Genomic DNA, 12,679 nt, shown 5'->3' with positions numbered 1-12,679 from the left:
AGACGTGCAAGCAACCCCCACACCGCCCGTCTGCTACCATCGGGCTTTACGCCTGCGAGTCTTGCCGTGCCCCTGATCCTGCGCCTGGCGCTGCCCTCCCCGCTGCGTCGTCTGTTCGACTACCTGCCGCCCAAGGGCGTCGTCGAGGAGCAGCTGCGTCCCGGTGTACGACTGCGCGTGCCCTTCGGCCGACGTGAAATAGTCGGGGTGCTGATCGAGGTCGCCCAGGACAGCGAGGTGCCGTCGGACAAACTGCGCCAGGCCCTGCAATTGCTCGACGAGCGTCCGCCACTGCCGGGCGCCCTGTTCGAACTCTGCCAGTGGTCCGCCCAGTACTACCAGCACAGCCTCGGCGACACCTTGAGCTGGGCACTTCCTGCCCTTTTGCGTCAGGGGGAACCCGCGGAACGCCGCCTGCAGCGCTTCTGGATCGCCCAGCCCGATGCCCACCCGGAAGACCCGCGCCTGGCCCGGGCACCGCGGCAGCGCGAGGCGCTCAAGACCCTGCGCCAGCATCCTCACGGCGTGCTGCACGAATTGCTCGGCCAACTCGGCCTGGTCAAGGACAGCCTCGATCTGCTGCTGGCCAAGGGCCTGGTCAAGGTGGAGACCCGCTATCACCAGCCGACAAGGCACCAGGGTTCCTGGCTCGCCCAGGCCGAGTTGCCGCTCAATGGCGAGCAGCGGCTGGCCTATGAGGCGGTCCGCGCCGGCAGCGGCTTTCATTGCTATCTATTGGAGGGGGTGACCGGCAGCGGCAAGACCGAGGTCTATCTGCAACTGATCCGTGCCACCCTGGAATCGGGTCGCCAGGCGCTGCTGCTGATTCCGGAGATCAACCTGGGGCCCCAGACCCTGGGGCGCTTCGAGCAACGCTTCAATGCCCGCATCGCCCTGCTGCATTCGGCACTGACCGATCGCGAGCGCATGGACATCTGGCTGGCCGCCCGCGACGGCGAGGTGGACATCGTGGTGGGTACCCGCTCGGCGTTGTTCACCCCGCTCAAGCATCCCGGCCTGATCATCGTCGACGAAGAACACGACGCCTCCTATAAACAGCAGGAAGGCCTGAGGTACCACGCCCGCGACCTGGCGCTGGTCCGCGCACGCCTGGAAAACCTGCCAGTGGTGCTGGGTTCGGCCACGCCATCACTGGAAAGCCTGCACAACGCCGAGCAGGGGCGTTACGCCCATCTGCGCCTGTCGCTGCGCGCTGGTGGGGCCCAGCCGCCACGCTTCGAGCGCCTGGACGTGCGCAGTCGGCCGCTGGACAGCGGCCTGTCGCAACCGCTGCTCAAGGCCATGGGCGCGACCCTGGAGCGCGGCCAGCAGGTCCTGGTGTTTCTCAATCGTCGCGGTTTCGCCCCTACCCTGCTCTGCCACGACTGCGGCTGGCTGGCCCAGTGTCCGCGCTGCGATGCCCGCATGACCTATCATCGTGGTTCTGGCGAGCTGCGCTGCCACCACTGCGATCAGCGCCAGGTGCCGCCCCGCCATTGCCCGTCCTGCGGCAAGCTGGATCTGCGCCCGGTAGGCGCCGGCACCGAGCGCGCCGAAGAGCGGCTCCAGCTGCTGTTCCCGGACGTGCCGGTGCTGCGCATCGATCGCGACACCACGGCGCGCAAGGATGCCCTGGGCAAGCTGTTGCGGACCATCCACAGCGGCGCGCCCTGCATCCTGGTCGGCACCCAGATGCTCGCCAAGGGGCACCATTTCCCCAAGGTGACCCTGGTCGCCGTGCTGGATGCCGACAGCGGGCTGTTCTCCGCCGACTTCCGCGCCAGCGAGCGCATGGCCCAGCAGATCGTCCAGGTGGCCGGACGCGCGGGGCGTGCCGAGGAACCAGGCCAGGTGTTGATCCAGACCCATCTGGCCGATCATCCGCTGATGGTGCAGCTGGCCGAGGAAGGCTATCCCGCCTTTGCCCGCCAAGCGCTGCAGGAGCGGCGATCCGCCGGACTGCCGCCCTTCGCCTATCTGGCGCTGCTGCGCGCCGATGCGCACCGCCAGGATCAGGTCGAGAACTTCCTTGAAGCGGCCTATCACGTCGCCGAAGGCCTGGCGGTCAATCTGGCCCTGCCCCAGGTGGAGTTGCTCGGTCCGGTACCGGCGCCGATGGAGCGCCGCGCCGGCCGTCATCGCGCCCAGTTGCTGCTGCAAAGCAGCAGCCGCGCGCCCCTGCACCGGCTGCTGGGGATCTGGGTCGCCCAGCTCGAGAGCCTGCCCGAGGCCCGCCAGGTGCGCTGGTCGCTGGACGTCGACCCCATCGATCTCTTCTAGCGGTACCGGCTTAGAGCCTGTTCAAAGGCTGCTGCGCGTCGGCCAAACGGCGTTAAAAAATGCCTTCGGAATGCTCATTTACCACTCGTAAACTCCGCTTCCTCGGGCATTTTCGCCCTGTTTGGCGCTAGCTCGCGAGACGTTGAACAGGCTCCTACCATTGGCAAGGTCGGGCCAGCCACGGATAATGCCGGGTTTTCATCGCAGTGCGCGCCCGGCGCACGCCGAAGGCCAACGACCATGAAAGACAGCATCCGCCAGCTCATCCAGCACGCCCTCGACCGCCTGATCGCCGACGGCACCCTGCCGGCCGACGTCGCCCCGGCCATCCAGGTCGAGAACACCAAGGACAAGAGCCACGGCGACTTCGCCAGCAACGTCGCCCTGCTGCTGGCCAAGCCGGCCCGGGCCAAGCCGCGCGACCTGGCCGAGAAGCTGCTGGCCGCCCTGCCCGCCGATCCGGCGGTAAGTAAGGTGGAGATCGCCGGCCCCGGCTTCCTCAATTTCTTCCAGAATCACGCGCAACTGGCCGCGCGTCTGGATGCGGCCTTTGCCGATCCACAGCTGGGCGTACCCAGGCACGATCCACGGCAGCGCGTGGTCGTGGACCTGTCCTCGCCGAATCTGGCCAAGGAGATGCACGTCGGCCATCTGAGATCCACCATCATCGGTGACGCCGTGGCGCGGGTGCTGGAATTCCTCGGCGACGAGGTGATCCGCCAGAACCACGTCGGCGATTGGGGCACCCAGTTCGGCATGTTGCTGGCCTACATGGAAGAGCAGCCCCAGGCCGCCGAGGGCGAGCTGGCCGATCTGGAGGTGTTCTACCGCGCCGCCAAGGGCCGCTTCGATGCCTCGCCGGAATTCGCCGCCCGGGCTCGTGAGCTGGTGGTGGCCTTGCAGGCGGGCGATGCCCACTGCCTGCGTCTCTGGGAGAGATTCAACGCCGTCTCCCTGTCCCACTGCCAACAGGTCTACGACCGCCTCAACGTCAAGCTGACGCCGGCCGACGTCAAGGGCGAGAGCGCCTACAACGACGACCTGGCCCAGGTGGTGGCCGATCTGGACGCCGCCGGCCTGCTCACCGAGAGCGACGGTGCCCGCTGCGTCTTCCTCGACGAATTCAAGAACGCCGAGGGCAATCCGCTGCCGGTGATCGTGCAGAAGGCCGGTGGCGGCTATCTCTACTCCACCACCGACCTGGCCGCCATGCGCTACCGCAGCCGCCAGCTGCATGCCGACCGGGCGCTCTACTTCGTCGACCAGCGCCAGGCCCTGCACTTCCAGATGGCCTTCGAGGTCGCGCGCCGCGCCGGCTTCGTCGATCCGGCCATGGACCTGGAGCACATGGGCTTCGGCACCATGAACGGCGCCGACGGCCGCCCGTTCAAGACCCGCGACGGCGGCACCGTGAAGCTGGTCGACCTGCTCGACGAAGCCGAAGAGCGCGCCTACCAACTGGTCAAGGAGCGCAATGCCGGTCGCGCCGAGCGCGGCGAAGCGCCCTTCAGCGAAGACGAACTGCGCCACATCGGCCGCGTGGTGGGCATCGCCTCGGTCAAGTACGCCGACCTCTCCAAGCACCGCACCAGCGACTACAGCTTCAACTTCGAGCAGATGCTCAGCTTCGAGGGCAACACCGCGCCCTATCTGCTGTACGCCTACACCCGGGTCGCCAGCGTGCTGCGCAAGGCCGAGCAAACCGAACCTGCCGGCAGCATCCGCCTGGACGCCCCTCAGGAGCAGGAACTCGGCGGCCGCCTGGCGCAGTTCGGCGAGATCCTTGGCAGCGTCGGCGACAAGGGGACTCCGCACCTGCTGTGCAGCTATCTCTACGACCTGGCCGGCCTGTTCTCCAGCTTCTACGAGAATTGCCCGATCCTGACCGCCGAGGAGCCCGAGTTGCGCCAGAGCCGCCTGCGCCTGGCCGCCCTCACCGGGCGTACCCTCAAGCAGGGCCTGGAACTGCTCGGCCTGCACACCCTGGAACGCATGTAAGAGACGGATCCCCGCCTGATGGCCACCAAGAAAGCCCCCCCCAAGCGCGGCGCCAGTCGCAACACCTCGGCCCCCAAGAAACAGCCGCTGCCGGGCTGGGTCTGGCTCGCGTCGGGGCTGGCCATCGGTGCCTTCGTGGTCTTCCTCATGAAGCTCGAACCGGGCAACAAGGCGGTGCAGCGCACCAAGCCGGACGAGGGTCGGCCGGCGGCCACGGCGAGCAATGGCAAGGCGCCGGCCGCAGCAGCCAAGACCGAGGCTACCCCGCCGACCCCGATCAAGCCCAAGTACGACTTCTACACCCTGCTGCCCGAGTCCGAGGTGATCGTGCCGCCGGATGCCGTGCCGCGTAACCCGGCTGCCAAACCGACCACGCCGGCCAAGCCGGATGCCGCGGCGACTCCGACGCAACCTGGCCAGCCGGCGACCGCGACGCCGGCCACGCCCGCGACGACCCCGGGCCAGCTGGCCGCCACGCCGCCCAAGGAAGCCACCGCCAAGGCCCAGCCCCCGGTGACGCTGTTCTTCCTCCAGGCCGGTTCCTTCCGCACCCAGGCCGATGCCGACCGGGTGCGCGCCCAGATCATCATGCTCGGCCAGGACGTGCGGGTGGAGTCGGGCAAGGTCAAGGACGATACCTGGTACCGGGTGCTGGTCGGCCCCTACAGCGATCGCGACCAACTGACCCAGGCGCAGAAGCAACTTGCCGGTAGCGGTTTCAAGAACCTGCTCTTGCAACAGCGACGCGGTCACTGACGCCGGTCCATGGCCGGCTGCGCGCTGGCCAGATGGCGTTGAAACCCTCTCGAAATGCTCGGTTACCATTCGTAAACCGCGCCTCCTCGAGGGTTTTAGTCCTGCCTGGCGCTAGCTCGCCAGTCCGTGAACCGACTCCCGCCCGGTGAATCCCCTCGCCGCGGCGCTTGAAGGGCGTCGCGGCCATCCCCATATCTTCGCGTAACCGGGGCCGACTGCCCCAAGCAACGCGGAGAGATTCCCTTGACCACCATCGTTTCTGTACGCCGCAACGGCAAGGTCGTGATCGGCGGCGACGGCCAGGTTTCCCTGGGCAATACCGTCATGAAAGGCAACGCCAAGAAGGTCCGGCGGCTGTACCGGGGCGAGGTGCTGGCCGGTTTCGCCGGCGGTACCGCCGACGCCTTCACCCTCTTCGAGCGCTTCGAGGCGCAACTCGAGAAGCACCAGGGCCATTTGGTCCGCGCCGCCGTCGAGCTGGCCAAGGACTGGCGTACCGACCGCGCCCTGCGCCGGCTGGAAGCCATGCTGGCGGTCGCCAACAAGGACGCCTCCCTGATCATCACCGGCAACGGCGACGTGGTGGAACCCGAGGAAGGCCTGATCGCCATGGGCTCCGGTGGCGCCTATGCCCAGGCCGCTGCCCGCGCGCTGCTGATGCACACCGACCTCAGTGCCCGCGAGATCGCCGAGACCGCCCTGAATATCGCCGGTGACATCTGCGTGTTCACCAACCGCAACCTGACCATCGAGGAGCTGGACGCGCCCCAGGCGTGATCCGGTTTAGAGACTGCCCATGTCCATGACCCCCCGCGAGATCGTCCACGAACTCAATCGCCACATCATCGGCCAGGACGACGCCAAGCGCGCCGTGGCCATCGCCCTGCGCAATCGCTGGCGGCGCATGCAGTTGCCCGCCGAGCTGCGCCCCGAGGTCACGCCCAAGAACATCCTGATGATCGGCCCCACGGGTGTGGGCAAGACCGAGATCGCCCGGCGCCTGGCCAAGCTGGCCAATGCGCCCTTCCTCAAGGTGGAAGCGACCAAGTTCACCGAGGTGGGCTATGTCGGCCGCGACGTCGAATCCATCATCCGTGATCTGGCCGATGCTGCGGTGAAGATGCTGCGCGAGCAGGAGATGGTGCGTAACCGCCATCGCGCCGAAGACGCTGCCGAGGAACGCATCCTCGACGCCCTGCTGCCGCCGGCGCGCCCCTCGGTAGGCTTCAGCAACGAGCCGCAGCCGACCGCTACCGATAGCAACACCCGCCAGCTGTTCCGCAAGCGCCTGCGCGAAGGCCAGCTGGACGACAAGGAAATCGACATCGAGGTGGCCGATACCCCGGCCGGCGTCGAGATCATGACCCCGCCCGGCATGGAGGAGATGACCAGCCAGTTGCAGAATCTCTTCGCCGGCATGCACAAGGGCAAGACCAAGCAGCGCAAGCTCAAGGTCAAGGAAGCCCTCAAGCTGGTGCGCGACGAGGAAGCCGCCCGCCTGGTCAACGAGGAAGAACTCAAGGGCCGTGCCCTGGAAGCCGTCGAGCAGCACGGCATCGTCTTCATCGACGAGATCGACAAGGTCGCCAAGCGCGGCAATACCAGCGGTGCCGATGTTTCCCGCGAAGGCGTGCAACGTGACCTGCTGCCGCTGATCGAGGGCTGCACCGTCAACACCAAGCTGGGCATGGTCAAGACCGACCACATCCTGTTCATCGCCTCGGGCGCCTTCCACCTGTCCAAGCCCAGCGACCTGGTGCCCGAGCTGCAGGGTCGCCTGCCGATTCGTGTCGAACTCAAGGCGCTGACGCCCCAGGACTTCGAGCGCATCCTCACCGAGCCTCACGCCTCCCTTACCGAGCAGTATCGCGAACTGCTCAAGACCGAAGGGCTGCACGTGGAGTTCGCCGCTGATGGCATCACCCGCATCGCCGAGATCGCCTGGCAGGTCAACGAAAAGACCGAGAACATCGGCGCCCGCCGCCTGCACACCCTGCTGGAACGCCTGCTGGAAGAGGTGTCCTTCAGCGCTGCCGATCTCGCCAGCCAGCAGAATGGCGACCCCATCGTCATCGACGCGACCTATGTCAATGGCCACCTGGGTGAACTGGCCCAGGACGAGGACCTGTCGCGCTATATACTGTGACGGTAGGTCTGGAGCCTGGTTGATCGGGCCATGACGATCCGCCGATGCGGCCGCTCCTACGGGCCCCTAGGCAAACCTGTAGGAGCGACTGCCTTATCGCGGCCATGGGCCGCTCCTACAGGGGGTGATGCTTTTGTAGGAGCAACTGTCTTATCGCCTGAGTCACTGAAGACGAGCGTCCGCTCCAAGCGCCCCCTCTCCCTTCGGGAGAGGGCTGGGGTGAGGAAGTCCTTCGCGGCGAACTCACCTGTGGAAAAGGCTGCGCCGTTTTCCACACTACGACCTGTAGGAGCGGCCCATGGCCGCGATGGCTCTCCGACAAGAGAATCTCAACATGCGTATCCCCACCGCCATCCAGCTCCACAAGGCCTCGAAGACCCTCAGCGTCAGCTATGGCGCGGAAACCTTCGAGCTGCCCGCCGAATTCCTGCGGGTGCACTCGCCCTCGGCAGAGGTGCAGGGGCACGGCAATCCGGTGCTGCAATTCGGCAAACAGCACGTCGGTATCACCGCCGTGGAGCCGGCGGGGCGCTACGCCATCAAGCTGACCTTCGACGACGGCCACGACAGCGGCCTGTTCAGCTGGGACTATCTCTATGAACTGGGCAGTCGCCGCGACCAGCTCTGGGCCGACTACCTGGAAAAACTCGCCAGCGCCGGCAAGACGCGGGACCCGCACGTCAGCGCGGTCAAGCTGATGCTCTGACCGGACTCAGGCCGCCAGGGCCTTGTCCAGCTTGCGCTCGATCTCTTTCTCGATCTGGCCGCTGAGCATGGAGAACATCATGCCCAGGGTCGCCTGCACCCGCACCTGATCTTCCGCCACCTCGATCCGCCCATCCACGCCACTGCGCGCGAACTTCAGGGTATCGCCTTCCCAGGTGCAGGCCACCCCATAATCGCGCGTGAGTTTTTCGGCCAGTTGATCGGCCTTCTGGCGTGCACCGTCCAGGCCGAGGGAATGGCTGCGTTCGATGGTGATCTGGGACATCGGGGAACTCCGGTTGAGGGGCCCTGACTATAGCGAGGGGCCGTCACGTCGCCAATCGCGAGAACCGAGCGGTCAGCGCAGGTTTTAGCCGGGCAAGTCGGGTGATCGGCCTGCTAGAATGCCCTCTTGTCCCTGTCCCAGGTGTAGCCCCATGAGCGATCCGCGCAAAGGCCCCGAGGCCGAATCCCAGACCCACTTCGGCTACCAGAGCGTTCCGGAGAGCCAGAAGGCTTACAAGGTCGCGGAAGTCTTCCACTCGGTCGCGGCCAAGTACGACGTGATGAACGACCTGATGTCGGCGGGCATCCACCGGCTGTGGAAGAGATTCACCATCGAGCTCTCCGGCGTGCGCCGTGGCAATCGGGTCCTGGACATCGCCGGCGGCACGGGCGACCTGACCAAGCAGTTCGCCCGCCTGGTCGGCCCCACCGGTGAGGTGGTCCTGGCCGACATCAACGATTCCATGCTCAAGGTCGGTCGCGATCGCCTGCTCGACGAAGGGGTGGCGAGCAACGTGCGCTTCGTCCAGGCCGACGCCGAGAAGCTGCCCTTCCCCGACAATCATTTCGACTGCATCACCATCGCCTTCGGCCTGCGCAACGTGACCCACAAGGACCAGGCCCTGGCGTCCATGCTGCGCGTGCTCAAGCCCGGTGGCCGGCTGCTGGTGCTGGAATTCTCCAAGCCCACCAATCCGCTGGTATCCAAGGCCTATGACGCCTACTCCTTCGGCTTCCTGCCGCTGATGGGCAAGCTGGTCGCCGGCGACGCCGAGAGCTATCGCTATCTGGCTGAGTCCATCCGCATGCACCCCGACCAGCAGACGCTCAAGGCCATGATGGAAGAGACCGGCTTCGCCCGCGTCACCTACCACAACATGACCGGCGGCGTGGTCGCCCTGCATCGCGGTATCAAACCCTGATGGCCCTCGTCACCCAGGCGTTGCTGGCCGCGCTGGAGCGTGGCCTGAATCCCGTGCTGGCACTCGACCCGGTGGCCCTGCCGCGGCTGGCGAGCCTAACTGGCCGCGTCATTGCCGTGCAGACCCGGCAGCCCAGCCTGCGCCTCTATGTCCTGCCGGCGGGTGACGGCCTGCACTTCGCCGCCCATCACGAAGGCGACATCGATTGCACCCTGGGCGCACCGGCGACACGCCTGGCTGAATTGGCCCTGGCCGGTGACAAGCAGCGGGTGCTGCACCAGCCGGACGTCCGCCTGGAGGGCGACAGTACCCTGCTGATCGAACTGGCCGATATCCTGCAGAACCTGGAGTTGGACTGGCAGCACGAGGTCAGCCGCTGGCTGGGCCCGCTGCCGGCAGCGCTGCTGGGTGACCTGGCGCGCCGCGGCCAGGCATTCGGCCAACAGGGCCGGGATAGCCTGCAGTTGACGCTGTCCAACTGGCTGAACGAGGAGAGCCGCCATCTCGTCGGTCGTCTCGAAGGCGAAGCCCGCTTCGCCGAGATCGACGCCCTGCGCCTGGCCGTCGACCGTCTCGACGCTCGCCTCGCTCGCCTGGGCACCGCCCGCTCCGCCAGGGATAACCTCGACGAATGAAGCTGTTCGCTGCGCTCAACCGCCTGTTGCGGATATTCTTCGTCGTCATTCGCTACCGGCTGGACGACATCGTCTATGCCCTGCCCCTGCCCTGGTACCTGCGTGCCACCCGCTATGTGCTGCCCTGGCGCTGGTTGCCACGGCCGAGCAAGACCCTCCCGCGCGGCGCCCGCCTGCGCCTGGCGCTGGAAGGCCTGGGCCCGGTGTTCGTCAAGTTCGGCCAGATCCTGTCCACCCGGCGCGACCTCATGCCCGAGGATATCGCCGACGAACTGATGTTCCTGCAGGACAAGGTCCCGCCCTTCCCGCCGGAAAAGGCCGTGGCGCTGATCGAGTCCCAGCTCGGCGTCCCCATCAAGCAGGCCTTCGCCCGCTTCGACCACCAGCCGCTGGCCTCGGCCTCGGTGGCCCAGGTCCATGCAGCCCAGCTGCGGACCGGCGAAGAGGTGGTGGTCAAGGTGGTGCGCCCGGGGCTTAAGAACATCATCAGCCAGGACATCGCCTGGCTGTTCCTGCTGGCGCGCCTGGCCGAACGGCTGTCCGCCGAAGCCCGCCGCCTGCATCCGATGGACGTGGTCAGCGACTACGAGAAGACCATCTACGACGAGCTGGACCTGCTGCGCGAGGCGGCCAACTCCAGCCAGCTCAGACGCAATTTCGACGGCTCCGAGCGTCTCTACGTGCCCCAGGTGTACTGGGACTGGTGCCGCGAGCGGGTGCTGGTCATGGAGCGCATCTACGGCATCCCGGTGACCGACCTGGCCGCCCTGCGCGACCAGGGCACCGACTTCAAGCTGCTGGCCGAACGCGGCGTGGAGATCTTCTTCACCCAGGTGTTCCGCGACAGCTTCTTCCACGCCGACATGCACCCGGGCAACATCTTCGTCAGTACCGCCAAGCCCTGGGACCCGCTCTACATCGCGGTGGACTGCGGCATCATCGGCAGCCTGACCCCCGAGGACCAGGACTATCTGGCACGCAACCTCTGGGCCTTCTTCCAGCGCGACTACCGCAAGGTCGCCCAGCTGCACATCGACTCCGGCTGGGTACCGGCCAATACCCAGGTCAACGAACTGGAAGCGGCCATCCGCACCGTCTGCGAACCCATCTTCGAGAAGCCGCTCAAGGACATTTCCTTCGGCCAGCTGCTGCTGCGGCTGTTCCAGGTGGCGCGCCGCTTCAACATGGAGATCCAGCCGCAGCTGGTTCTGCTGCAGAAGACCCTGCTGAACATCGAGGGGCTGGGCCGCCAGCTCTATCCGGATCTGGACCTCTGGTCCACCGCCAAGCCCTATCTGGAAAAGTGGATGCGCAAGCGGCTGAGTCCGCCGCAGGTCGCCCGCAATATCCAGCAGCAACTGGAACAGATCCCGCACCTGGCGCAGATGGCGCGCGATACCCTGGAACGCATCACCCAGCCCCACCGCAAGGACCCGCCCAACCCTTGGGGCGACCGTCGCGACGACTGGATCGTGCGGGTGATCGGCGCGGTGCTGTTGGTCGGCGCTACCCAACTGGGTCTCGAGCCCCATGCCCAGGCCTGGCCGGCCTGGGCCATGCTGGTCGGTGGACTGGTGATGGTGATCCGGCGCTGAACTCCTTAAGCTGTAACCGTATCGTCATTTTCATCGGGCGAAATACACGCCCTCAGCCACTGGTGCCCTGCCGCTGTATTCGAGTTGCGTCTTGTGCGAGGCTAGGGCCTGTCTGAAAAGTCGCCGAGCGAAGGTCAGGCAAGGCGCAACGACCAACGGGAGTAACAGCCAAGGGCTGGCCCGAAGGGTGAGCGCCAGCGAATCAAATCCGTGAGGAAGCGGAGTTTACGAACGGTAAATGAGCATTCCGAACGGGTTTTAACGCCGCATGACCGAGCGCAGGCATTTTTCGGACAGAGCCCAGTACCCTAATTCGTAGTATTGAACAGACTCATGAGCGACTGGTTAGACGAAATCCACTGGAACGACGATGGCCTGGTGCCGGCCATCGCCCAGGACCCCACTTCGGGTCGCATCCTGATGATGGCCTGGATGAACCGCGAATCCCTGGCCCTGACCGCCGCCGAAGGCCGTGCGGTCTACTGGTCGCGGTCGCGCAATCGGCTGTGGCGCAAGGGCGAGGAATCCGGCCATGTGCAGCGAGTCATCGAATTGCGCCTGGATTGCGATGCCGACGTCGTCGTGCTGCAGGTGGAGCAACTGGGCGGCATCGCCTGCCATACCGGCCGCGAGAGCTGCTTCTATCGCGTGTTGCGTGACGGCCAGTGGCAGACCGCCGACCCGGTACTCAAGGACCCCAACGCCATCTACGCCGGAGGGCATGGCCATGACTGACACCTTCGCGCGTCTGGCGCAGGTGCTCGAAGAACGCAAGCAGGCCGCGCCGGATTCCTCCTATGTGGCCAGCCTCTATCACAAGGGCCTGAACAAGATCCTGGAAAAAGTCGGCGAAGAAAGCGTCGAGACCATTCTCGCCGCCAAGGACGCTGCCACCAGCGGTCAGTACGACGACGTCATCTACGAGACCGCCGACCTCTGGTTCCATAGCCTGATCATGCTCTCGGCCCTGGGCCAGCATCCCCAGGCCGTACTGGACGAACTGGACCGCCGTTTCGGCCTCTCCGGGCATGCCGAAAAGGCCGCTCGCGCTCAACCCTGACCCCAAGCTTCGCAACGAGGAAAGACCATGGGTATCTTCGACTGGAAACACTGGATCGTCATCCTGCTCGTCGTGGTGATCGTCTTCGGCACCAAACGCCTGAAGCACCTCGGCTCCGACGTGGGCGAGGCCATCAAGGGCTTCCGCAAGGCCATGCACACCGACGAGGACGACAAGGCCGAACAGCCGACACCCACCACCAGCACGGCTAATCCGAATGCCCCGCTGAATCGTCCCCAGACCTTCGACGCCGAACACCGCAAGGTCGAAGAGCCGGTGGTGCGCAAGGACTAAGG

The 12,679-nt window shown here is 66.1% G+C and carries 13 protein-coding genes; 12 read left to right on the top strand and 1 reads right to left on the bottom strand.

Annotation, left to right across the window (positions count from 1 at the left end; all coding sequences use genetic code 11):
* Positions 1–66: 66 nt before the first annotated feature.
* The 6 genes from AR540_RS18685 (at position 67) to AR540_RS18660 (ending at position 7,886) form a co-directional block, all read left to right on the top strand.
* A complete protein-coding gene (locus tag AR540_RS18685) occupies positions 67–2,280 on the top strand; it encodes a primosomal protein N' (protein ID WP_059230873.1) in 2,214 nt (737 codons plus the stop codon).
* A 240-nt stretch (positions 2,281–2,520) separates the two neighbouring features.
* Positions 2,521–4,278, top strand: a complete 1,758-nt coding sequence (gene argS / locus AR540_RS18680; protein WP_059230871.1) for an arginine--tRNA ligase — start codon at positions 2,521–2,523, stop codon at positions 4,276–4,278.
* A gap of 18 nt (positions 4,279–4,296) precedes the next feature.
* Positions 4,297–5,034: an SPOR domain-containing protein gene (locus AR540_RS18675; protein ID WP_059230869.1), complete on the top strand. Its 738-nt coding sequence runs from the start codon at positions 4,297–4,299 to the stop codon at positions 5,032–5,034.
* Positions 5,035–5,277: 243 nt separating this feature from the next.
* Complete coding sequence (gene hslV / locus AR540_RS18670) at positions 5,278–5,811, top strand: ATP-dependent protease subunit HslV (protein ID WP_058764934.1); 534 nt, start codon at positions 5,278–5,280, stop codon at positions 5,809–5,811.
* 19 nt (positions 5,812–5,830) lie between these two features.
* Positions 5,831–7,180: an ATP-dependent protease ATPase subunit HslU gene (gene hslU / locus AR540_RS18665; protein ID WP_059230867.1), complete on the top strand. Its 1,350-nt coding sequence runs from the start codon at positions 5,831–5,833 to the stop codon at positions 7,178–7,180.
* A gap of 334 nt (positions 7,181–7,514) precedes the next feature.
* Positions 7,515–7,886 carry a gamma-butyrobetaine hydroxylase-like domain-containing protein gene (locus tag AR540_RS18660; protein ID WP_059231588.1) on the top strand — a complete coding sequence of 124 codons (372 nt, stop codon included), beginning with the start codon at positions 7,515–7,517 and terminating at the stop codon, positions 7,884–7,886.
* Between the two features lie 6 nt (positions 7,887–7,892).
* Here the strand turns inward: AR540_RS18660 and AR540_RS18655 are convergent, their stop codons facing one another.
* Entirely contained in the window at positions 7,893–8,171 is a 279-nt protein-coding gene (locus AR540_RS18655) for a polyhydroxyalkanoic acid system family protein (RefSeq protein ID WP_059230866.1), read from the bottom strand.
* A 151-nt stretch (positions 8,172–8,322) separates the two neighbouring features.
* Here AR540_RS18655 and ubiE point away from each other — a divergent pair, with 151 nt between their 5' ends.
* The 6 genes from ubiE to AR540_RS18625 all read left to right on the top strand — a co-directional run bounded on the left by ubiE (position 8,323) and on the right by AR540_RS18625 (position 12,677).
* A complete protein-coding gene (gene ubiE / locus AR540_RS18650; RefSeq protein ID WP_059230864.1) occupies positions 8,323–9,093 on the top strand; it encodes a bifunctional demethylmenaquinone methyltransferase/2-methoxy-6-polyprenyl-1,4-benzoquinol methylase UbiE in 771 nt (256 codons plus the stop codon).
* Positions 9,093–9,728 (top strand): ubiquinone biosynthesis accessory factor UbiJ, encoded by a 636-nt coding sequence (locus AR540_RS18645; RefSeq protein ID WP_059230862.1) that lies wholly within the window; start codon positions 9,093–9,095, stop codon positions 9,726–9,728. The genes ubiE and AR540_RS18645 overlap by 1 nt, the downstream gene beginning before the upstream one ends.
* Positions 9,725–11,323 (top strand): ubiquinone biosynthesis regulatory protein kinase UbiB, encoded by a 1,599-nt coding sequence (gene ubiB, locus AR540_RS18640; protein WP_059230858.1) that lies wholly within the window; start codon positions 9,725–9,727, stop codon positions 11,321–11,323. The genes AR540_RS18645 and ubiB overlap by 4 nt, the downstream gene beginning before the upstream one ends.
* 333 nt (positions 11,324–11,656) lie before the next feature.
* Entirely contained in the window at positions 11,657–12,058 is a 402-nt protein-coding gene (hisI, locus tag AR540_RS18635) for a phosphoribosyl-AMP cyclohydrolase (RefSeq protein ID WP_059230856.1), read from the top strand.
* On the top strand, positions 12,051–12,383 hold the full coding sequence (locus AR540_RS18630) for a phosphoribosyl-ATP diphosphatase (protein ID WP_059231587.1): 333 nt from the start codon (positions 12,051–12,053) through the stop codon (positions 12,381–12,383). The genes hisI and AR540_RS18630 overlap by 8 nt, the downstream gene beginning before the upstream one ends.
* 27 nt (positions 12,384–12,410) lie before the next feature.
* Complete coding sequence (locus AR540_RS18625) at positions 12,411–12,677, top strand: twin-arginine translocase TatA/TatE family subunit (protein WP_059230854.1); 267 nt, start codon at positions 12,411–12,413, stop codon at positions 12,675–12,677.
* Positions 12,678–12,679: the final 2 nt, after the last annotated feature.

This window comes from Pseudomonas sp. EpS/L25, from assembly GCF_001512295.1.
GTDB lineage: Bacteria > Pseudomonadota > Gammaproteobacteria > Pseudomonadales > Pseudomonadaceae > Chryseomonas.
This window is presented reverse-complemented; position numbering and strand designations above follow the sequence as displayed.